Genomic DNA, 18,754 nt, shown 5'->3' on the forward strand with positions numbered 1-18,754 from the left:
GACGTCGTCATGCACATTTTGCGTAACCGCAGTGCAGATACCTGAGCCCGCCACCGAGCGGGCTTTTTTTTGAGCGAAATTCAGAGAATCCATTATGGCTAATGCGAAACCTACATTGAAGTTGATTACCGGTACCGCGCCCTACCGCGAAGATCCGGCCGCAGTGTTTCATCAATTATGCGGCGCACGTCCGGCAACTCTGCTGCTTGAATCTGCCGATATCGACAGCAAGCAGAACCTGAAAAGCCTGCTGATTGTCGACAGCGCGCTGCGCATCAGCGCCCTGGGCAATGTTGTTACCCTGCAGGCGCTGTCGGAAAACGGCCGCGCGCTGCTGCCGCTGCTGGACGAAGCGCTGCCGCCCGAGGTGCGCATCGCCGTGCGCCCGGACGGACGTGAGCTGCATTTCACGCCGGTTGAGGGTCTGCACGATGAAGACTCCCGCCTGAAGGCGCTGTCGGTGTTTGATGCACTGCGTCTGATTCCGCATCTGGTGAACAGCCCGGCCGAAGAACGTGAAGCCATGCTGCTGGGCGGCCTGTTTGCCTACGATCTGGTGGCGGGATTTGAAGATCTGCCGCCGCTGCGCAATGACCAAAGCTGCCCGGACTACTGTTTCTACCTGGCCGAAACGTTACTGGTGATCGATCATCAGCAGCGCAGTGCCCGTCTGCAGGCCAGCCTGTTTGCGCCGTCGACCAGCGAGTTTCAGCGTCTGCAGAGCCGTATTGAACAGCTGCACGGTCAGATGACGCAGCCAGCGCCAGCGCTGCCGGTGCAGCGCGTCGAGCAGATGACGCTGAGCACCAGCCAGAGCGATGAGGCTTACTGCAATGTAGTGAGCGAACTGCAGCAGGCCATTCGCATCGGCGAAATTTTCCAGGTGGTACCGTCGCGCCGCTTCTCGCTGCCGTGCCCGTCACCGCTGGCGGCTTACGATACGCTGAAAAACAGCAATCCCAGTCCCTACATGTTCTTTATGCAGGATCAGGACTTTGCGCTGTTCGGCGCTTCGCCGGAGAGCTCGCTGAAGTATGACGCCAGCTCGCGCCAGATCGAAATCTACCCGATTGCCGGTACGCGTCCGCGCGGTCGCCATGCGGATGGCTCGCTGGATCGCGACCTGGACAGCCGTATTGAACTGGAAATGCGCACCGATCATAAAGAGCTGGCTGAGCACCTGATGCTGGTGGATCTGGCGCGCAACGACCTGGCACGTATCTGTGTGCCCGGCAGCCGTTACGTGGCGGATTTAACCAAAGTGGACCGCTACTCGTTTGTGATGCATCTGGTATCCCGCGTGGTAGGCACGCTGCGTAACGATCTTGATGTGCTGCACGCCTATCGCGCCTGCATGAACATGGGCACGCTAAGTGGCGCACCGAAAGTGCGCGCGATGCAGCTGATTGCGGAAAAAGAAGGCACGCGGCGCGGCAGCTACGGCGGCGCGGTCGGCTACTTCACCGCCAGCGGCGACCTTGATACCTGCATCGTCATCCGCTCCGCCTGGGTGGAAGGTGGCGTTGCCACCGTGCAGGCCGGTGCCGGCGTGGTGCTGGATTCTCAGCCTCAGGCTGAAGCGGATGAGAGCCGCAACAAAGCTCGCGCGGTATTGCGCGCCATCGCTACTGCCCATCACTGCAAGGAGATTTTCTGATGGCCGATATCCTGCTGCTCGATAATATCGACTCCTTTACCTACAACCTCGTTGATCAGCTGCGTACCTTTGGCCACAACGTGGTGATTTACCGCAACAACGTCCCGGCAGAAGTGCTGATCGACCGCCTGCAGCAGATGGAAAACCCGGTGCTGATGCTCTCACCCGGCCCTGGCGCACCGAAAGATGCGGGCTGCATGCCGCAGCTGTTACAGGCGCTGCGCGGTCAGCTGCCGATCATTGGTATCTGTCTCGGCCATCAGGCCATTGTCGAAGCTTACGGCGGGCACGTCGGCCAGGCGGGCGAAATTCTGCACGGCAAAGCTTCCGCCATTACCCATGATGGCGAGGCGATGTTTACCGGCCTCAGCAACCCGCTGCCGGTGGCGCGTTACCACTCGCTGGTGGGCAGCAATACGCCGGCGGAACTGACGGTCAATGCCAGCTACAACGGCATGGTGATGGCGGTGCGTCACGAAACGGACCGCGTGTGCGGCTTCCAGTTCCATCCCGAGTCGATTCTCACCACGCAGGGCGCACGTCTGCTGGAGCAAACACTGGCCTGGGCGCTGGCGAAATAACAGGGAGATGATGATGCAAACTATTCTGGAAAAACTGTATCAGGCGCAAACGCTGAGCCAGGCCGAGAGCCACCAGCTGTTCAGCGCGATTATTACCGGACAGCTCGAGCCGACGCAGCTGGCAGCGGCGCTGATCGCCATGAAAGTGCGTGGCGAGCGCCCGGAAGAAATCGCCGGTGCCGCCTCCGCGCTGCTGGCCGATGCCAGACCGTTCCCGCGTCCGGACTATACTTTTGCCGATATCGTTGGCACCGGCGGTGATGGCAGCAACAGCATTAATATTTCCACGGCCAGCGCCTTTGTCGCCGCCACCTGCGGGCTGAAAGTGGCCAAGCACGGCAACCGCAGCGTCTCCAGCAAATCCGGATCTTCCGATCTGCTGGCCGCTTTCGGTATCAATCTCGACATGCCGGCACAGCAGGCACGGCAGGCGCTGGACGATCTCAACGTCTGCTTCCTGTTTGCGCCGCAGTATCACAGCGGTTTCCGCCACGCGATGCCGGTGCGCCAGCAGCTTAAAACCCGCACGCTGTTTAACGTGCTGGGTCCGCTGATCAACCCGGCGCGCCCACCGCTGGCGGTGATTGGAGTCTACAGTCCGGAACTGGTGCTGCCCATCGCCCAGACGCTGAAAGTGCTGGGCTACCAGCGTGCTGCTGTGGTGCACGGTGGCGGCATGGATGAAGTAGCGCTGCACAGTGCGACCCAGGTCGCTGAGCTGCGTGACGGTGAGATCACCAGTTACCAGCTGACGCCGGAAGACTTTGGCTTCAGCTTCCAGCCGAAAGAGGCGCTGGCCGGCGGCACACCGGAAGAAAACCGTGACATTCTGACGCGTTTGCTCCAGGGTAAAGGCCAGCCCGCCCACGAGCAGGCCGTTGCGGTAAATGTCGCAATGTTGCTGAAAGTATTCGGAAATGAAGATTTGCGCGATAACGCTGAGCGCGCCATGGCTGCCATTCGCAGCGGTCAGGCGTACGAGCGCGTTGTGGCACTGGCAGCGAGAGGATGAAATGAGTATCAAGGGCACCGTATTAGAGAAAATTGTGCAGGATAAAGCCCTGTGGGTTGAAGCACGTAAATCGCAGCAGCCGCTGGCCTCCTTCCAGAACGATCTGCAGCCGGCGGAGCGTCATTTTTACGAGGCGCTGCGTGGCACGCGCACCGTCTTCATTCTGGAGTGTAAAAAAGCCTCCCCGTCGAAAGGGCTGATTCGCGCCGATTTTGATCCCGCGACTATCGCCGGGATCTATCGCCATTACGCCTCTGCGGTGTCAGTGCTGACCGATGAGAAATATTTCCAGGGCAGCTTTGATTTCCTGCCGGTGGTCAGCGCCGCCATCACGCTGCCGGTGCTGTGCAAAGACTTTATTATTGATTCCTACCAGATTTACCTGGCGCGCCATTATCAGGCCGATGCCATTCTGCTGATGCTGTCAGTACTGGATGATGAGCAGTACCGTCAACTGGCTGCGGTGGCGCACAGCCTGAAAATGGGGGTGCTAACCGAAGTCAGTAATGAAGAAGAGCTGGAGCGCGCTATCGCGCTGGAAGCTAAAGTGGTCGGCATCAACAACCGCGATCTGCGTGATTTGTCGATTGACCTGAATCGCACGCGTCAGCTGGCCCCGCGTCTCAGCCATGGCGTCACCGTGATCAGCGAGTCCGGCATCCATAATTACGCCCAGGTGCGCGAGCTGAGCCATTTTGCCAACGGCTTTTTAATTGGCTCGGCGCTGATGGAAGAGCACGACCTCGACGCCGGTGTGCGCCGCGTGCTGCTGGGCGATAACAAGGTGTGCGGCCTGACCCGCCCGGAAGATGCGCAGGCCGCGCATCAGGCTGGTGCGCTGTATGGCGGCGTGATCTTTGCCGCCGGTTCGCCGCGCCAGGTTAACGAGGCGCAGGCACAGGCGGTGATCGCCGCCGCACCGCTGAAGTATGTCGGCGTGTTCCGCAATCAGGCTATCAGTGACGTTGTCACGTTAGCTACGCGTTTATCGCTTGCGGCCGTCCAGCTGCACGGCGACGAAGACAGAGCCTACGTTGCGGAACTGCGCCAGGCGCTGCCGACCAGCGTGCGCATCTGGAAGGCACTGAGCATTCAAGATCGGTTGCCGCCACGCGACTGGCCGCACGTTGATCGCTACGTGCTGGATAATGGCCAGGGTGGCAGCGGTCAGCGCTTTGACTGGTCGCTGCTGCAGGGTGAAGACCTGGCTGATGTGCTGCTGGCCGGTGGCCTGAGCGCCGATAACTGCGTCGAAGCCGCTCAGCTCGGCTGTGCCGGCCTCGACTTCAACTCCGGCGTAGAGTCCGCGCCGGGCATTAAAGATGCCAGTAAAGTCGCGGCGGTATTCCGCACGCTGCGCGCCTATTAATTGCATCTGCCCGCCTGCGGGCGGGCCGGATAAGGAAGAGGACACGATGACGACATTACTTAATCCCTACTTTGGCGAATTCGGCGGCCAGTATGTGCCGCAGATTTTGATGCCAGCACTGCGTCAGCTGGAAACGGCCTTTGTTGAAGCACAGCGCGATCCGACGTTTCAGGCAGAATTTACTGACCTGCTGAAAAACTACGCCGGTCGCCCGACGGCCCTGACGCTGTGCAGCAACCTGACCAAAGGCAGCAAAACCCGCCTGTACCTGAAGCGCGAAGATCTGCTGCACGGCGGCGCGCACAAAACTAACCAGGTGCTGGGCCAGGCGCTGCTGGCAAAACGCATGGGCAAAAACGAGATCATCGCGGAAACCGGCGCCGGTCAGCACGGCGTGGCGTCGGCACTGGCGTGTGCCCTGCTCGGCATGAAATGCCGTATTTACATGGGCGCAAAAGACGTTGAGCGTCAGTCACCCAACGTGTTCCGTATGCGGCTGATGGGCGCAGAGGTGATTCCGGTACACAGCGGCTCGGCCACGCTGAAAGATGCCTGTAACGAGGCGCTGCGCGACTGGTCCGGCAGCTACGAAACCGCGCACTACATGCTCGGCACTGCCGCAGGTCCGCATCCGTTCCCGACCATTGTGCGTGAATTCCAGCGCATGATTGGCGAAGAGACCAAAGCGCAGATTCTGGAAAAAGAGGGTCGCCTGCCGGATGCGGTACTGGCGTGCGTCGGCGGCGGTTCTAACGCCATCGGCATGTTTGCGGATTTCATCGAAGAGAGCAGCGTGCGCCTGATCGGCGTGGAGCCTGCGGGTCACGGTATTGACACCGGTGAGCACGGTGCGCCGCTCAAGCACGGTCGCGTCGGCATCTATTTCGGCATGAAGGCGCCGATGATGCAGACCGAAGAGGGACAGATCGAAGAGTCCTACTCTATCTCTGCCGGTCTCGATTTCCCGTCGGTCGGTCCGCAGCATGCGCACCTGAACAGCACCGGCCGCGCTGACTACGTGTCAATCACGGATGATGAAGCGCTGGAGGCCTTTAAGACGCTGTGTCGTGCCGAAGGCATCATTCCGGCACTGGAGTCATCGCACGCGCTGGCGTATGCGCTAAAGATGATTCGCGAAAACCCGGACAAAGAGCAGCTGCTGGTGGTGAACCTTTCCGGCCGCGGCGACAAAGACATCTTTACCGTTCACGATATTCTGAAAGCTAAGGGAGAGATCTGATGGAGCGTTATAATCAGCTGTTTCAACGTCTGTCCGCGAAACAGGAAGGCGCGTTTGTGCCCTTCGTCACCCTTGGCGATCCGTCGCCAGCGCTGTCGCTGAAAATTATTGATGCGCTGGTCGCGGGCGGTGCGGATGCGCTGGAGCTGGGCATTCCGTTCTCCGATCCGCTGGCCGATGGACCGACGATTCAGGGCGCTACGCTGCGCGCCTTTGCCGCCGGCACCACCGTGGCGCAGTGTTTTGAAATGCTCGCCACCGTGCGCCAGAAATACCCCGATCTGCCGATTGGCCTGCTGATGTACGCCAACCTGGTGTTCAGCAGAGGTATCGACAACTTCTACGCGCAGTGCGCTGCGGTGGGCGTTGACTCGGTGCTGGTGGCTGACGTGCCGGTGGAAGAGTCGGCCCCGTTCCGCCAGGCGGCGATGCGTCACAACATTGCGCCGATCTTTATCTGTCCGCCCAACGCGGATGACGATCTGCTGCGCGAAATCGCCTCGCACGGCCGGGGCTACACCTATCTGCTGTCACGCGCCGGCGTTACCGGTGCGGAAAATCGCGCCAGCCTGCCGCTGCACCATCTGATCGAGAAGCTGCGCGAATATCATGCTGCGCCGCCGCTGCAGGGCTTCGGCATCTCTGAACCGGGTCAGGTGAAAGAGGCCGTTGCCGCCGGAGCCGCCGGAGCCATCTCCGGCTCGGCTATCGTGAAAATCATTGAGCGTAATCAGAACGACCCAACGGCGCTGCTCAGCGAACTGCAAACGTTCGTCAGCGATCTCAAAGCGGCTACCCGCTGAGTTGGCACGGCCCTGCACAGGCTGCAGGGCCCTTCTTGCTTCTTACCCCCTTTTTCTCCCCTGCGACAAACTTTTTCATCGCGCCTGAGTTGCCGAAATGCGAGGCACGGCCCACACTTAAGCGTGCCGTCACGTTACGGTGCACCACCATCTATGACAGGGAGATAACCAATGAAATTGTTCAAAGTCGTTGCGGGGTTTTTAGTGGCTGCAGTGATGGCGCTCACCTTAAGTGCCTGTGCACCAACAGCAACAAAGGAAGGGACCGGCGGTTACATCGATGACACGGTCATTACCACCAAAGTGAAGGCTCAGCTGCTGAATGACGAGGCGCTGAAATCGACAGAAATAAACGTTGAGACCTTCAAAGGGAAAGTACAGCTGAGCGGCTTTGTCAGCTCGCCGCAGATGGCCAACCGTGCGGTTGCGGTAACGCGTAACGTGGCGGGGGTAAAATCCGTCGTCAACAATATGCAGATTAAGTAACTAAACGGGCGACCTGCGGGTCGCCCTTTTTCTTTCTGGTGTAAAAATCAGAAACGGTAGCCCGCGCCAAAGAAGAACACCCATGGATCGATGCGGGTATTGATATTCTGCTGTTCGCCCGCCGCTTTGAATTTCACTTCGGTATCGATGTCCATGTACCACAATGACGCGTTGAGCATCCAGTCGCGGTTGATCTGATAATCCAGCCCGACCTGACCCGCCACGCCCCAGGAGTCTTTCACGCTCAAATCGCTCAGCTGCGCATCCTGCCCGGTCTGGTTGAACTTCGCATCGTAGAAGGTGGTGTAGTTGATCCCGACGCCAACGTAAGGGCGCAGCGCGCTTTGGCTGTCGAAAAAGTAGTACTGCGCCATCAGGGTGGGCGGCAGCTGACGCACGGTAGCGAGGTTGCCGGTCGGGCCAAGTCCCACTTTGTGGCGGAACGGCGTGGCCGCCAGCAGCTCAACGCCGATATTGTCGGTCGCCATCCAGGTAAACGTCAGACCCAGCTGGGTATCATTACTGACGCTGAAGCCGCCCATACCCAGCACATTATCAGAGCCTTCGGTCGGACGAACGGTCGCGCTACCGGCGCGCACAAAAAAATCACCGGCCTGGTGAGCCAGTGCCAGTTGCGGGATCGCCAGCGCCAGCAGCAGCGCGCATTTAGCCAGTTTCATAATCACTCCTTTGCCGGAAAACAGGGTATTGAGGTTAATCGCGGCACAAGATTTACCCCTTTTTTGCGAAAAGATCATCAGCATCAATTCACATTAATCACTTATAAAACAATGAATTGATTCAGATCAATTTTGCCTTTACAAGCGGACATAAAAATCCTGTTGCCGCCATGACACGGCGTGATTATGTTGCTATTCCCCTTTTGTGATTTTGGTTCGAAGCCTCAGGAGTGGCGGGCGATCAGATGAGCGATTTACTTAACCCCTGTATGACCTGTGGCGCCTGCTGCGCCCATTTTCGCGTTTCTTTTTACTGGGCCGAAGCCGACGACGGCGGTGGCGCGGTGCCGGTTGAACTGACAGAACCCCTGAGCCTGCTGATGCGCAACATGCGCGGCACCAACGATCGTGTCCCGCGCTGCGTGGCGCTGCAGGGTGAAATTGGCGGCTGTGTTTCCTGTGGGATTTATGCGCAGCGGCCGTCACCGTGCCGGGAGTTCGCCATGTCCGGCGAAAATGGCGTGCCAAATGACGCCTGCGATCGCGCCCGGGCGCGCTATGGTTTACCCGCGCTTTTTCACCCTTCTTTACCTGAGATGACAGAAAGTTATGGGATTCCGGGTGCCAGCCTGCCTGCAGAACATGTACAATCGCCGGGTTAATTAACCCGGTTCCTTCAAGGAGTGTACATGTCTATCACGGCAAGCTCGTTATACCGTGACACAGGAAATTTTCTGCGCCATCAGCTGGTCACCATCGTGCTGATGGCGTTGCTGACCTCGTTTATTACCGTGATTGTTGGCCACGCCCTGACGCCGGGCGAGGATCAGTTATCCCTGCTCAGCCAGACCGACAGCAGCGCCTCTTCGCTGTTTGAAATCGTCCAGAACATGTCACCGGATCAGCAACGCATTCTGCTGCGCGCCTCTGCCGCCGGCACTTTTGCTGCCCTGATTGGCAACACGCTGCTGCTGGGCGGCATGCTGTGCCTGCTGCCGATGGTATCCAGTGGACAGCGCGTCAGCGCGCTGCGCGCGATTGGCGCCTCTGCGCCGCTGCTGCCGAAACTGCTGGTGCAGACCTTCCTGATCACCCTGCTGATTCAGCTGGGCTTTATGGTACTGATGGTGCCGGGTGTGATTCTGGCGATTCTGCTGTCGCTGGCGCCGGTGATGCTGGCAAGTGAAAAAATGGGCATTTTCAGTGCGATGCGCGCCAGTATGCGTCTGGCCTGGAAGAACATTAAGGTGATCGCCCCGGCGATTATTTTGTGGCTGCTGGCGAAAATTGCGCTGATGTTCTTCTTCTCTTCGCTGACCGTGCTGCCTGCCAATATCGCCTCGGTGGTGCTCAACGCGCTGGGCAACCTGGTATCAGCCATTCTGATTATCTATTTGTACCGGCTGTATATGCTGTTACGTTAAGCGTTATGGCGCCCGCGGCGGCGCCGTAACTCAACGCTCCTGCCCCTGACTGGAAACGCTATGAAGCAGTTACTCGATTTTCTTCCCCTGGTAGTTTTCTTTATTTTCTACAAGCTGTACGACATTTTTGTCGCCTCCGGCGCGCTAGTGGTGGCGACCGGTATTGCGCTGGTGGTCAGCTGGGTGCTGTACCGCAAGCTGGAAAAAATGACCATTTTCACCTTTGTGCTGGTTGCGGTGTTCGGCACCCTGACCTATGTGTTCCACAACGATGAATTCATCAAATGGAAAGTCACGGTGATTTACTCGCTGTTCGCGCTGGCGCTGCTGTACAGCCAGTGGTTTATGCAGCAACCGCTGATCCAGACCATGCTTGGCAAAGAGCTGCAGCTGCCGGGTGCGGTATGGCGTCGGCTGAATATCGCCTGGGCCCTGTTCTTCCTGGCCTGCGGCCTGGCGAATATTTATGTCGCGTTTTGGTTATCCCAGGCGTTTTGGGTTAACTTTAAAGTGTTCGGTCTTACCGGCCTGACCCTGCTGTTTACGCTGTTAAGCGGCCTGTACATCTGGCGACAGATGCCGCAACAAGAACAAAAATAATCGATGCAGCCCGGTCTCCGCCGGGCTTGTCTTCACCTGCAGAAGAACTGAGCAATGGACGAAAAACATAAGTTGCCGCAAGGCGAGATGGTCTCGCGTACCCTGGCGATGCCGGCAGATACCAATGCCAACGGTGATATCTTCGGCGGCTGGCTGATGTCGCAGATGGATATGGGCGGCGCGATACTGGCTAAAGAGATTGCCAAAGGCCGCGTGGTAACGGTGCGCGTGGACGGTATGACCTTCCTCAAGCCCGTCGCCGTCGGCGATGTGGTGAGCTGCTACGCGCGCTGCATCCGCACCGGCAATAGCTCGATGACCATTAACGTGGAAGTGTGGATTAAAAAAGTGTCGTCCGAACCGATCGGCCAGACTTACTGCGCCACCGAAGCGGTGTTTGTTTATGTGGCGGTCGATAACAGCGGGAAATCCCGTCCACTGCCGGAAGGCCAGGCCAATCTGAGCAATTAAGCGTATAAAAAAGCGGCCCGGAATGGCCGCTTTTTGTTTGCCTGTCTGGCTTTACTCGATGTTCGCGCCGCCGTTAATGCGGAACACGATGTTCATCGTCAGCCCTTTGCCCGGCCGTCCTGGCTGATAGCGCCACTTCTTCATCGCCTGCTTCACTTCGCGCTCAAACATGTTGCGCGGCTCGGCGGACAAAATCTCGACATTATCGACGCGCCCATCGCTGTCCACGTCAAACTTCACCCGCACCCGCCCTTCAACGCGCAGCGCGAACGCACGCGCCGGATATGCCGGCTTGCTGACGCTCATTGCTTTCGGTCCATCCGACACCGTCTGCGTTGGGGCCGGGTTACTCTTCGGTGCCGTAGAGGGGCGCGTTTGCGCGGCTGGCGCGTCCTGTTTAAACGGATTCTCCTGCGGCTTCACCTGCTGACGCGGTTTCGGCTCTGCCTTCTTCTCCACCTTTGGCTTCGGTTTCGGTTTTGGCTTCGGTTTAGGTTCCGGCTTAGGGATCGGCACCGGCTCGGCTTTTGGTGGCTCTGGCGCGACTTCCGGCTCGGGTTCCGGCTCGGGCGGCGGCGGCGGGGTTACAGCTGCCGGTGCCGGTTCAGGCTGCACTTCGGGGGCCACCATGCTAATGCTGATAGGCTGAGACGCTTTAGGAACCTCAATGGTCTGATGAAATGAAGCATAAAGAATGCCGGCGATTACCGAACCGTGAAGGAGCACGGATAAAATCACGGACACAGGCGTTCGGGTTGGAAAAGGCGTAGTCAACGTCGTCATATCAGTCATGTTCATTGAGTGAAGCGCTGATTTTAAATGCAAATAGCAATCAGTTTCAATAAGCACGCTACTGAAGCCCAAAAGAAAGGCGCTTTTTAACCCTGCCTGCGTTGCAGCGCGCGCCCATTATCTTTCGTTTGCACTCTGTTTAGCGATCACTTAACGTGTCTCGCAAATTCGGCAAGTCTAACGGGAGTATCCCATCGTGCTTTACGTCATTTATGCGGAAGATACCGCAGATTCACTGGAAAAACGTAACTCTGTGCGCCCGGCACACCTGGCGCGTCTGCAGCTGCTGCAGGATGAGGGGCGTCTGATTGTCGCCGGTCCTCTGCCTGCCGTCGACAGTAATGAGCCGGGCCCGGCTGGTTTCACCGGTTCTGTGATTGTTGCCGAGTTCTCATCGCTGGAAACGGCCCAGTCATGGGCCAATGACGATCCGTATATCGCCGCTGGCGTGTACGACAAAGTCACGGTTAAACCGTTTAAACGGGTGTTCTGATGCAGTGGCAGCCCCTTCTGTTGTTAGTGCTGGTGCTGCTACTGATTGGTCGTGCGCTGTGGCTGTGGCGCCGTCAGGGCTGGCGTCAGGCGCGCCAGCACATCGTCATGCTGGTAGTACTGGCGGCGGCCCTGCAGATAGTGAATGTTTCACTGGTATTACGCGGCCACTGACGACCGCGTTCATTGCTCAGGTATTCTGCGTGATAAACAGGATGGAGCGGCGCTGCTGCTGCGCTACCTGATGACGAATCGCATGGATGCGCTTATAACGACGTGACTGCCCTTCCAGCCAGCGGGCACGACGGCGATGCGCCTGGCGTAACATTCTCCAGCGGGCCACTTCATTTCTGCTGCGTCTCATCACATCCTCTCTGACTGGCTAAACCCGCGACGCATTATAGTGATCTGGCTAAAAATGCCAAATCGAAACCTTCATCGAAACGTCATCAACGATTAAAGGTTTCGCTGGCGCAGATCAACACGTAAACTTTGCCCATCAAAGCGCGAACGGGACGTCCACTTTATGACCACATTTTATACCCTTATCAGCTGGTTGCTGCTGTTTGGCTACTGGCTGCTGATTGCCGGGGTTACGCTGCGCATCCTGATGAAGCGGCGTGCGGTGACCTCAGCGATGGCCTGGCTGCTGATCATCTACATTCTGCCGCTGGTGGGTATTATTGCCTATCTGTCGTTTGGCGAACTGCATTTAGGTAAACGTCGCGCAGAACGCGCCCGCACCATGTGGCCCTCGACCGCCAAATGGCTCAACGACCTGAAACAGTGTCGTCACATTTTCGCGACTGAACACAGCGACGTGGCGCGTTCCCTGTTCGAGCTGTGCCGTCATCGTCAGGGCATTGCCGGCGTTAAAGGCAATCAGCTGCAGCTGCTGACCAGCGCCGATGACGTGATGCAGGCGCTGATCCGCGATATTCAGCTGGCGCGCCATAATATTGAGATGGTGTTTTACATCTGGCAGCCGGGTGGTCTGGCTGATGATGTGGCGGAATCGCTGATGGCTGCCTCACGGCGCGGCGTGCACTGCCGCCTGATGCTGGACTCCGCCGGCAGCGTGGCGTTCTTCCGCAGTCCGTGGGTGGGCATGATGCGCAACGCCGGTATTGATGTGGTCGAGGCATTGCAGGTTAGCCTGTGGCGTGTATTCCTGCGCCGCATGGATTTGCGTCAGCACCGCAAAGTGGTGCTGATCGATAACTATATTGCCTATACCGGTAGCATGAATCTGGTGGATCCGCGCTTCTTTAAACAGGATGCTGGCGTGGGTCAGTGGATTGATTTGATGGCGCGCATGGAGGGCCCGGTGGCCACCACCATGGGCATCGTCTACGCCTGCGACTGGGAAATCGAAACCGGCAAACGCATTCTGCCGCCGGCGCCGGACGGCAATGTGATGCCGTTTGAGCAGGAGAGCGGTCACACCATTCAGGTGATCGCCTCAGGTCCGGGCTTCCCGGAGGACATGATTCATCAGGCGCTGCTGACGGCGGTGTATTCGGCGCGCGAGCAGCTGATCATGACCACGCCCTACTTCGTGCCGAGCGACGACTTACTGCACGCCATCTGTACCGCCGCGCTGCGTGGCGTTGAGGTGAGCATTGTTGTACCGCGCCACAATGACTCACTGCTGGTCGGCTGGGCCAGCCGCGCCTTCTTCACTGAACTGCTGGAAGCCGGGGTGAAAATCTATCAATTTGAAGATGGCCTGTTGCACACCAAGAGCGTGCTGGTGGACGGTCAGCTCAGCCTGGTGGGCACGGTGAACCTGGATATGCGCAGCCTGTGGCTTAACTTCGAGATCACGCTGGTGGTGGATGATGATGGCTTTGGTAGCGATCTCGCCACCGTCCAGGATGATTATATCGCCCGTTCGCGTCTGCTGGACGGCGCGCGCTGGGCAAAACGTGCCTGGTGGCAGCGCATCGTCGAACGACTGTTTTACTTCTTTAGCCCTTTACTGTAAAACGAGCGAAAATATTACCGCCTCAGGGCAAGCAGGAATGACCATGGATTTAAATAATCGCCTTACTGAAGATGAAACGCTGGAACAGGCTTACGATATTTTTCTTGAGCTGGCAGGCGATAACCTCGATCCGGCAGACATCATTCTGTTCAATCTGCAATTTGAAGAGCGCGGCGGCGCCGAGCTGTTTGATCCATCCGAAGACTGGCAGGAACATGTGGATTTCGATCTCAACCCTGACTTCTTCTCAGAAGTGGTGATCGGCCTTGGTGAAGCGGACGGCGAACCGATTACCGATGTGTTCGCGCGCATCCTGCTGTGCCGCGAGAAAGACCATAAGCTGTGTCATATTCTGTGGCGTGATTGATTGTAAGCCTTGCGGGACAAGGCTTGCGGTATTTTTGCACCCATGAATGTTCCGAAGATAATTTTTTTATTTTTTTTTTCAAATGGCCACCAACCCGTGGCCAGAATGTTTACTTAACTGCCCCACCCAAGCACTGATATTGCTTCGTAACACTTCCGTTTAACAACTGTCCAAAACCGTTACGTTGCCCTTCCGTACGCGCATGTGGCGTCAGCTCTTCAGCGCTTTCATAGCCCCACTTACTACAAACCCGAGTCGCAATGCCAACCGCATCACCCCAGCGGGCTTTGCTGCCGTCATCCATTAGCGGCAAATTTTCAGAGTTAACATATCCGACTGTGACTACCCCACCAGCGCGATCAGCGTTTACGACTTCTACTGGTTTACCAGTCGATGTCGCGCAGCCCGTCAAAACCATTACAGTTCCCAAAAGTACTAATAATTTTTTCATTGGCTAAAGACCCATTGCTTGTGAATGATGTGAAAGAGGCAAATCTTACACATGTATTAAACAATGGATTCGCTTTATTAGGAATATTCTTAGTTGGCAATTTACTCAATCGATCACCGATGGAGGGGCGAAAACTTAGCGACGCAGTGGGCGTGCCTGCCGCCATGTGAATGTCTGTATTTCCGCTTCGGATAACGCCAGTATGGCTTCAGGTGATTTCGCTGCCGTTATCGGGCCGCTGACTGGAGCTTTTGCTGGTGTGGATTCCCTTCTTGCCATCCGCTGCGGTGTTTCCAAACGTCTAATTCGGGGGCGCCGCAGTGCGGCCGTCCCGCCTGCAAGGCTTTCAATGGCTTCGGCGTGATCCTGGGCGGCCTGCCGATTGAGCAGGAACAGCTCAACCTCGCACAAATATTCTTTGCGGCAAAACCGGATCGGGTTGCTCATGGCCGGTGCCTGTTAGCGGCGGAACGGCACTGGTTTTTGCCATGCAAAATCAGCGGCAGCCAGCGCATCGGCAGCGCGACGTTTACGGGCACATGCACGTGATGTTTTATGATGCACGGCACGGCGTGCAGCGCTTTGAGTTGGGTTATCGCTTCCGGTCGACGCTGCTTCGTCCAACGTGCGGTCTGCAGCACGTAGAGAGTTGGCCAGCATCATTTCGGCGATCGTATGGCTGCGTTTTTGGTTTACGGTCATCGCTTTGTCCTCAGACTGTGAATTAGTGCCGGTTTGTGTCACGGCTTGCCGGCTGCCGTTGTGGAGTCTGTTTCGCTGCAGACCCACCGTCTCCCTCGAGGAACTCGTTAACGGCTCCGAAGAGCCGTACAGCGTTATGCGCCAATAGTCACTGCGTCATCAGTCAGGCGACGAATATCAAGCCAGGTACGGCTGCGGATCGCGGTACTGTTGGTCTGAAACATGGAAACCAGTTGTGTGCCGGTGCCGGCAAGAGAGTCCTGTGCCGAGCTGTCAACCATCTCGATCGTGCCCGAAGTACTGTTGTCCAGATCAGTCGCTGGCGCTGTCATGACAATTTTACGTGGGTTAATCGCGATGATTTTTTCAACATTGGCCGGAGACACATGCAACGTCACCCCGAGGCGGAAAAGACCAGCAGCCATCTCATTGAAACCGTCACTAAACGCTGCCGAAACTGGCAACACCAGTACCGTTCCGGCGATTTTGTTTTTCTCGGCATGTTTTTGCATAACGGCGGCAACGGTATTCGCACTGGCTGCCACTGCATTTTCCAGTAGGCCTGCCGGTCGGGCATCGTCCGCTGCGTTGGCATCAAGCAGGGTTGCATCAATTACCGGGCCTGCTGTATCGGCCAGTGCCTGGGCAATCTGTGCGTTGGTTTCAGCGGACACGGAGCGCGTTAGCTCATCCGTAAGCACGGTGATCACGGAAATTTTATAAGGGGTGAGGCGTTCTGCCGCAGGCAGGGTGCTGCCAGCAATAACCTGCGTCGCTTTGCCCTGAGCTACAAAACTCGCACCTGAAGCGCTGATTCCAACGGCGAGATCACCGAAACCCCGTACGTTGGCGCCACCATTTTGAAGCAACGGCAGCACGCTATCGGCGATAACGGCCTGGGCCAAGTTCTGCGCAGCAACGGTGCTGATGACTTCCGGAAAACCGTCGGTACCCAAGCCTGGTACTGCAGCTTTTTCGATAAATTCGAGTGCGACAGGATCGTTTTTCAACATCGCTTTAGCGTCTTGCAATGCGTTCACTGCCAAATAGCGCGCCGCACGGATTCCTGTCTGAGCCTTCAGAAGCGTATCTGCTTTCATTTTTGTCGAACCTCTTCGCTTTGCGGCGCGCCGTCCGTGCGGTTTGCCTGGTTATTTTTACCGGCGTATTTGCCAGCATTAAAAAATCATTTTTGCCTAATGCGGGCTGCCAGTTCGGCCATTTTTTGCTGGACCGGATCGCCTGCCACGGCAGCTTGTTGCTGCTTGTCACGCCCAACTCCACCGGTTTTCACAACAGCAGGCTTTGCCCCGGTTTTGCTGACTGCATCTTTCCGCTGAGCGTAGAACCACGGCATCAGTCCCATCGCGATACGTTCTTGGGCAACTGTAAGCATCAGCTGCCCAGTCATTGCCTGAAGCAGCGCTTCCAGCGGGTCGAGTGGGATTACCGCCTTTTCCGTTCCACTGGCATCCGCGGAAATCACTGCAGCTTTACCACCTCGCAGATCTTCAACACGTGCCACCATGTCAGGAGCAGCCGCATAACTCTTGGCTTTTACCGCGGCAACGCTTTGTGAATATCCGGCGGCGATCGCTGCTGGAACTGGCTGCAAACCTTTTGCTAAAGCCTGCGCCATTTGTTCACGTTTACCTCTTAAAGGCGCCGTTTTCATTGGTTAAACCTTAGTTAAACTCTAAACACATTCCGCGCGTGCGAACGGTGGCGGTTTCCAGGACTTCCGCCCTGATTATTTCGCCGCAACCCCCCGGGTCGACCGGCCTTTTCCTCTCGATATAGTTGCAAATACAATCATTTCTGTAGCAACTACTGCTGTGCAACGAGTCGGTCGAAGTGGTCAACGCAATTGGTACCCATTGCCGCGCATAATTCGCGCAGGTGCGCCCTGATAAGCGGCCGGTTGTGGGCCTCTGCTGCACGATCACCTCGATAGCTGCCGTTTGGCATGCGCTCATTTGTGAACGCTGGTTGCAGCCTACGTAGCCAGGACATCGCCTCATCAACAATCTCACGCGCCTGGCTGATGTGGGCGCGTGGCCCCAAGATGTCACCGCCATTCAGATGATGTGTGATCGCAATTTGAGCGGCACACAATACAAAGCTGCTGGTGTAATAGCGGTCATACCAGTCAGCCTTCACGACTGCTGCTCCGCTTCAAGCGCCGTAACACGGCTCGACAGCTCAGCGACCATATCTTTGAGCTGCGCCACATCGTCCTGCAGCTCAGAGATCAGACCCAGTAACTCGTCGACATCGCCGGCTGTCTTCTCTCGCACGGCTGCGCTCATGGATAACAGCAGATCGACAACATTGCCGATGGTGGCTTTGTCATGCTCCCCGGCGCTCAGTGCTTTCAGTAATTGGTTGCGGTCCATCATCTTGCCTCTCGGTTAGTGAACGGCTGCCGTGGTGTGGCGCAGCGTCTTGTTCATGTGCAACAACAGGGCGCGCACAGCGTCTTTCTCATCCATCTCGCCGTCAGCATCCAGTTGTGCAGCAGCGGCATCTATGTGATGCATCATCGCGAGGAAGGCTGCAGCAGAAGCGCGTTCGTTAAGCTGCGCGATAAGTACTGCTGGTGCATTCTCCGGCAGTGCGCGTGCCACAACCTGTGCGATCCACTTATCGATATGACGGCGTGCCACATTCTCAAGCAGTTCGCGTCCAGCACTCATGCCGCCGAATCCTGACGCATTGCGCCCAGCAGGGTGGCGCGGATTTGTTCACGCTCTGCCGGTGATAATGCAGCCTGCGGCAATGCGGCATGAGCCAACGACTCGCCGAGGATTTGCTGATATCCAGCTTCACCGTGCATGGCAGAGCCAGTAGCCAAGCGTGCTTCCAGCACAGCCAGCCCGAGATCGAAAACCTCGCGCCCTAAAGCGTGGTGGGTTGGCTGAAAACCGCCGATCAGGCAGGAGATTTGCGCGCCGAGTTCGGATAGCTTTCTCTGCTGTTCAGCTTTCAAATTCAGGTGTGGTTGTCGCATCTTTGACAGCCTTCTGGGTGGTTAAAATCGGTTAATTCATGAACTCAACGATATGCCCGGCCAATCCTGCAGTCAATAAAAATATTATTTAAAATCAATAATATATAGGTCAACCCTATTATAGGTTTGACGCATTTTAGGTAGGGCTATAAATCGGAACGTCGAGGCTTATCTGATTACAGTGAACGCTTTGAATGAGGGATGCGCTAACGATCCACCAGCGCGAAAAGCCTGGGTGTTTGCCGTTGCTGGTGGTTGATGCCTTGCGTGGTTGCAGGCGGTACGCCTGGTAAGAGTATGGCGGTATAACTGGTGCTGACTGCCGTTCGGCAGCAGTGTTACGTTGAGTACGCACTTGTACGTTAAGTAACGCAACGTGACACTAGAAATGGTCCAAATCCGTTCTGCATGGTCCAGTGGTTGCACGATCGCAAAGCCTTGCCGTTGCTGGATTTCTTTGATTTTGGGCCAAATCGTGCGAGATGGTCCAGCCATCCAAGCAAAAGAAGGACCCAAGCCGCTGATTAATATATATATATTATAAAATATATATTTATAAAGGGGCCAGTTTTAGCACGACATGGACGGCAGATCCCTATACATGGGGGTGTCTACTGGCACGATCTGGAC

General features: G+C 56.9%; 25 protein-coding genes, 1 pseudogene and 1 other annotated feature (1 of these 27 cut by a window edge). Of the genes and pseudogenes, 14 read left to right on the forward strand and 12 right to left on the reverse strand.

What is annotated here, in order from left to right; translation table 11 throughout:
* Positions 1–71 (forward strand) — a sequence feature (Trp leader region); it begins 34 nt to the left of the window's first position.
* Between the two features lie 23 nt (positions 72–94).
* The 6 genes and pseudogenes from CBW22_RS16095 (at position 95) to CBW22_RS16125 (ending at position 7,148) form a co-directional block, all read left to right on the forward strand.
* On the forward strand, positions 95–1,657 hold the full coding sequence (locus CBW22_RS16095; RefSeq protein WP_031280219.1) for an anthranilate synthase component 1: 1,563 nt from the start codon (positions 95–97) through the stop codon (positions 1,655–1,657).
* Positions 1,657–3,250: pseudogene (gene trpD, locus CBW22_RS26770) on the forward strand (bifunctional anthranilate synthase glutamate amidotransferase component TrpG/anthranilate phosphoribosyltransferase TrpD). The gene CBW22_RS16095 and the pseudogene trpD overlap by 1 nt, the downstream one beginning before the upstream one ends.
* Before the next feature lies 1 nt (position 3,251).
* Positions 3,252–4,619, forward strand: coding sequence for a bifunctional indole-3-glycerol-phosphate synthase TrpC/phosphoribosylanthranilate isomerase TrpF (gene trpCF, locus CBW22_RS16110; RefSeq protein WP_088517176.1), 1,368 nt, complete (start codon positions 3,252–3,254; stop codon positions 4,617–4,619).
* A gap of 46 nt (positions 4,620–4,665) precedes the next feature.
* The gene (gene trpB, locus CBW22_RS16115) at positions 4,666–5,859 is read left to right on the forward strand and encodes a tryptophan synthase subunit beta (RefSeq protein WP_088517177.1); all 1,194 of its coding nucleotides are present in this window, start codon (positions 4,666–4,668) and stop codon (positions 5,857–5,859) included.
* Positions 5,859–6,662, forward strand: a complete 804-nt coding sequence (gene trpA, locus CBW22_RS16120; protein WP_058771266.1) for a tryptophan synthase subunit alpha — start codon at positions 5,859–5,861, stop codon at positions 6,660–6,662. Before trpB ends, trpA begins: the two co-directional genes overlap by 1 nt.
* A 171-nt stretch (positions 6,663–6,833) precedes the next feature.
* A complete protein-coding gene (locus CBW22_RS16125) occupies positions 6,834–7,148 on the forward strand; it encodes a BON domain-containing protein (protein WP_021510099.1) in 315 nt (104 codons plus the stop codon).
* A 47-nt stretch (positions 7,149–7,195) separates the two neighbouring features.
* On the opposite strand, the gene ompW is transcribed toward CBW22_RS16125, so the two are convergent.
* Positions 7,196–7,828: an outer membrane protein OmpW gene (gene ompW, locus CBW22_RS16130; RefSeq protein WP_058771265.1), complete on the reverse strand. Its 633-nt coding sequence runs from the start codon at positions 7,826–7,828 to the stop codon at positions 7,196–7,198.
* 245 nt (positions 7,829–8,073) lie between these two features.
* On the opposite strand from ompW, the gene CBW22_RS16135 reads away from it, so the two are divergent.
* Genes CBW22_RS16135 through yciA form a run of 4 tightly spaced genes read left to right on the forward strand, consistent with a single transcriptional unit; the run spans position 8,074 to position 10,323 of the window.
* Positions 8,074–8,490, forward strand: coding sequence for a YkgJ family cysteine cluster protein (locus CBW22_RS16135; protein WP_088517178.1), 417 nt, complete (start codon positions 8,074–8,076; stop codon positions 8,488–8,490).
* A 27-nt stretch (positions 8,491–8,517) separates the two neighbouring features.
* Positions 8,518–9,252 carry a YciC family protein gene (locus CBW22_RS16140; RefSeq protein WP_088517179.1) on the forward strand — a complete coding sequence of 245 codons (735 nt, stop codon included), beginning with the start codon at positions 8,518–8,520 and terminating at the stop codon, positions 9,250–9,252.
* Between the two features lie 60 nt (positions 9,253–9,312).
* Positions 9,313–9,852 carry a septation protein A gene (locus tag CBW22_RS16145; RefSeq protein ID WP_058758637.1) on the forward strand — a complete coding sequence of 180 codons (540 nt, stop codon included), beginning with the start codon at positions 9,313–9,315 and terminating at the stop codon, positions 9,850–9,852.
* A 54-nt stretch (positions 9,853–9,906) separates the two neighbouring features.
* Positions 9,907–10,323 carry an acyl-CoA thioester hydrolase YciA gene (gene yciA, locus CBW22_RS16150; RefSeq protein WP_058758638.1) on the forward strand — a complete coding sequence of 139 codons (417 nt, stop codon included), beginning with the start codon at positions 9,907–9,909 and terminating at the stop codon, positions 10,321–10,323.
* A gap of 51 nt (positions 10,324–10,374) precedes the next feature.
* Here the strand turns inward: yciA and tonB are convergent, their stop codons facing one another.
* The gene (gene tonB / locus CBW22_RS16155) at positions 10,375–11,106 is read right to left on the reverse strand and encodes a TonB system transport protein TonB (protein ID WP_031280217.1); all 732 of its coding nucleotides are present in this window, start codon (positions 11,104–11,106) and stop codon (positions 10,375–10,377) included.
* Positions 11,107–11,311: 205 nt separating this feature from the next.
* Between tonB and CBW22_RS16160 the strand changes: the two genes are divergently transcribed.
* Both CBW22_RS16160 and CBW22_RS26375 read left to right on the forward strand, forming a co-directional pair.
* The gene (locus CBW22_RS16160; protein WP_010617723.1) at positions 11,312–11,608 is read left to right on the forward strand and encodes a YciI family protein; all 297 of its coding nucleotides are present in this window, start codon (positions 11,312–11,314) and stop codon (positions 11,606–11,608) included.
* Positions 11,608–11,781 (forward strand): hypothetical protein, encoded by a 174-nt coding sequence (locus CBW22_RS26375; protein ID WP_021510092.1) that lies wholly within the window; start codon positions 11,608–11,610, stop codon positions 11,779–11,781. Before CBW22_RS16160 ends, CBW22_RS26375 begins: the two co-directional genes overlap by 1 nt.
* A gap of 16 nt (positions 11,782–11,797) precedes the next feature.
* On the opposite strand, the gene CBW22_RS16165 is transcribed toward CBW22_RS26375, so the two are convergent.
* On the reverse strand, positions 11,798–11,971 hold the full coding sequence (locus CBW22_RS16165; RefSeq protein WP_088517180.1) for a YciY family protein: 174 nt from the start codon (positions 11,969–11,971) through the stop codon (positions 11,798–11,800).
* Between the two features lie 162 nt (positions 11,972–12,133).
* Between CBW22_RS16165 and cls the strand changes: the two genes are divergently transcribed.
* Both cls and CBW22_RS16175 read left to right on the forward strand, forming a co-directional pair.
* Complete coding sequence (gene cls / locus CBW22_RS16170) at positions 12,134–13,594, forward strand: cardiolipin synthase (protein WP_021510090.1); 1,461 nt, start codon at positions 12,134–12,136, stop codon at positions 13,592–13,594.
* Between the two features lie 37 nt (positions 13,595–13,631).
* On the forward strand, positions 13,632–13,961 hold the full coding sequence (locus CBW22_RS16175) for an HI1450 family dsDNA-mimic protein (RefSeq protein WP_217899529.1): 330 nt from the start codon (positions 13,632–13,634) through the stop codon (positions 13,959–13,961).
* Positions 13,962–14,070: 109 nt separating this feature from the next.
* Here the strand turns inward: CBW22_RS16175 and yecR are convergent, their stop codons facing one another.
* The 9 genes from yecR to CBW22_RS16215 all read right to left on the reverse strand — a co-directional run bounded on the left by yecR (position 14,071) and on the right by CBW22_RS16215 (position 18,124).
* Positions 14,071–14,412, reverse strand: a complete 342-nt coding sequence (gene yecR, locus CBW22_RS26110; protein WP_141097327.1) for a YecR family lipoprotein — start codon at positions 14,410–14,412, stop codon at positions 14,071–14,073.
* A 135-nt stretch (positions 14,413–14,547) separates the two neighbouring features.
* On the reverse strand, positions 14,548–14,859 hold the full coding sequence (locus CBW22_RS16180) for a hypothetical protein (RefSeq protein WP_088517182.1): 312 nt from the start codon (positions 14,857–14,859) through the stop codon (positions 14,548–14,550).
* A gap of 12 nt (positions 14,860–14,871) precedes the next feature.
* Positions 14,872–15,114, reverse strand: coding sequence for a hypothetical protein (locus tag CBW22_RS16185; protein ID WP_088517183.1), 243 nt, complete (start codon positions 15,112–15,114; stop codon positions 14,872–14,874).
* A gap of 134 nt (positions 15,115–15,248) precedes the next feature.
* Positions 15,249–16,214 carry a hypothetical protein gene (locus CBW22_RS16190; protein WP_141097328.1) on the reverse strand — a complete coding sequence of 322 codons (966 nt, stop codon included), beginning with the start codon at positions 16,212–16,214 and terminating at the stop codon, positions 15,249–15,251.
* A gap of 86 nt (positions 16,215–16,300) precedes the next feature.
* The gene (locus CBW22_RS16195) at positions 16,301–16,789 is read right to left on the reverse strand and encodes a hypothetical protein (RefSeq protein ID WP_088517185.1); all 489 of its coding nucleotides are present in this window, start codon (positions 16,787–16,789) and stop codon (positions 16,301–16,303) included.
* A 152-nt stretch (positions 16,790–16,941) separates the two neighbouring features.
* On the reverse strand, positions 16,942–17,274 hold the full coding sequence (locus CBW22_RS16200) for a hypothetical protein (protein WP_088517186.1): 333 nt from the start codon (positions 17,272–17,274) through the stop codon (positions 16,942–16,944).
* On the reverse strand, positions 17,271–17,513 hold the full coding sequence (locus tag CBW22_RS16205; protein WP_141097329.1) for a hypothetical protein: 243 nt from the start codon (positions 17,511–17,513) through the stop codon (positions 17,271–17,273). The genes CBW22_RS16200 and CBW22_RS16205 overlap by 4 nt, the downstream gene beginning before the upstream one ends.
* Before the next feature lie 12 nt (positions 17,514–17,525).
* Positions 17,526–17,810: a hypothetical protein gene (locus CBW22_RS16210; RefSeq protein WP_088517188.1), complete on the reverse strand. Its 285-nt coding sequence runs from the start codon at positions 17,808–17,810 to the stop codon at positions 17,526–17,528.
* Complete coding sequence (locus CBW22_RS16215; RefSeq protein ID WP_088517189.1) at positions 17,807–18,124, reverse strand: hypothetical protein; 318 nt, start codon at positions 18,122–18,124, stop codon at positions 17,807–17,809. The genes CBW22_RS16210 and CBW22_RS16215 overlap by 4 nt, the downstream gene beginning before the upstream one ends.
* Positions 18,125–18,754 lie beyond the last annotated feature (630 nt).

This window comes from Pantoea sp. VS1 (assembly GCF_002207995.1).
Lineage (GTDB): Bacteria > Pseudomonadota > Gammaproteobacteria > Enterobacterales > Enterobacteriaceae > Pantoea > Pantoea dispersa.

What these genes read in the sequence shown, in the direction of transcription:
- CBW22_RS16140 (WP_088517179.1), top strand. Translation starts at nt 8,518, where the DNA reads ATGTCTATCACGGCAAGCTCGTTATACCGTGACACAGGAAATTTTCTG.
- CBW22_RS16145 (WP_058758637.1), top strand. Translation starts at nt 9,313, where the DNA reads ATGAAGCAGTTACTCGATTTTCTTCCCCTGGTAGTTTTCTTTATTTTC.
- CBW22_RS16215 (WP_088517189.1), bottom strand. Translation starts at nt 18,124, where the DNA reads ATGCGACAACCACACCTGAATTTGAAAGCTGAACAGCAGAGAAAGCTA.
- trpB (WP_088517177.1), top strand. Translation starts at nt 4,666, where the DNA reads ATGACGACATTACTTAATCCCTACTTTGGCGAATTCGGCGGCCAGTAT.
- cls (WP_021510090.1), top strand. Translation starts at nt 12,134, where the DNA reads ATGACCACATTTTATACCCTTATCAGCTGGTTGCTGCTGTTTGGCTAC.
- yecR (WP_141097327.1), bottom strand. Translation starts at nt 14,412, where the DNA reads ATGAAAAAATTATTAGTACTTTTGGGAACTGTAATGGTTTTGACGGGC.
- CBW22_RS16175 (WP_217899529.1), top strand. Translation starts at nt 13,632, where the DNA reads ATGACCATGGATTTAAATAATCGCCTTACTGAAGATGAAACGCTGGAA.
- CBW22_RS16165 (WP_088517180.1), bottom strand. Translation starts at nt 11,971, where the DNA reads ATGAGACGCAGCAGAAATGAAGTGGCCCGCTGGAGAATGTTACGCCAG.
- CBW22_RS16210 (WP_088517188.1), bottom strand. Translation starts at nt 17,810, where the DNA reads ATGAGTGCTGGACGCGAACTGCTTGAGAATGTGGCACGCCGTCATATC.
- CBW22_RS16205 (WP_141097329.1), bottom strand. Translation starts at nt 17,513, where the DNA reads ATGATGGACCGCAACCAATTACTGAAAGCACTGAGCGCCGGGGAGCAT.
- CBW22_RS16195 (WP_088517185.1), bottom strand. Translation starts at nt 16,789, where the DNA reads ATGAAAACGGCGCCTTTAAGAGGTAAACGTGAACAAATGGCGCAGGCT.
- CBW22_RS16180 (WP_088517182.1), bottom strand. Translation starts at nt 14,859, where the DNA reads ATGAGCAACCCGATCCGGTTTTGCCGCAAAGAATATTTGTGCGAGGTT.
- tonB (WP_031280217.1), bottom strand. Translation starts at nt 11,106, where the DNA reads ATGACGACGTTGACTACGCCTTTTCCAACCCGAACGCCTGTGTCCGTG.
- CBW22_RS16095 (WP_031280219.1), top strand. Translation starts at nt 95, where the DNA reads ATGGCTAATGCGAAACCTACATTGAAGTTGATTACCGGTACCGCGCCC.
- trpCF (WP_088517176.1), top strand. Translation starts at nt 3,252, where the DNA reads ATGAGTATCAAGGGCACCGTATTAGAGAAAATTGTGCAGGATAAAGCC.
- CBW22_RS16190 (WP_141097328.1), bottom strand. Translation starts at nt 16,214, where the DNA reads ATGAAAGCAGATACGCTTCTGAAGGCTCAGACAGGAATCCGTGCGGCG.
- CBW22_RS26375 (WP_021510092.1), top strand. Translation starts at nt 11,608, where the DNA reads ATGCAGTGGCAGCCCCTTCTGTTGTTAGTGCTGGTGCTGCTACTGATT.
- yciA (WP_058758638.1), top strand. Translation starts at nt 9,907, where the DNA reads ATGGACGAAAAACATAAGTTGCCGCAAGGCGAGATGGTCTCGCGTACC.
- CBW22_RS16185 (WP_088517183.1), bottom strand. Translation starts at nt 15,114, where the DNA reads ATGACCGTAAACCAAAAACGCAGCCATACGATCGCCGAAATGATGCTG.
- CBW22_RS16135 (WP_088517178.1), top strand. Translation starts at nt 8,074, where the DNA reads ATGAGCGATTTACTTAACCCCTGTATGACCTGTGGCGCCTGCTGCGCC.
- CBW22_RS16125 (WP_021510099.1), top strand. Translation starts at nt 6,834, where the DNA reads ATGAAATTGTTCAAAGTCGTTGCGGGGTTTTTAGTGGCTGCAGTGATG.
- trpA (WP_058771266.1), top strand. Translation starts at nt 5,859, where the DNA reads ATGGAGCGTTATAATCAGCTGTTTCAACGTCTGTCCGCGAAACAGGAA.
- ompW (WP_058771265.1), bottom strand. Translation starts at nt 7,828, where the DNA reads ATGAAACTGGCTAAATGCGCGCTGCTGCTGGCGCTGGCGATCCCGCAA.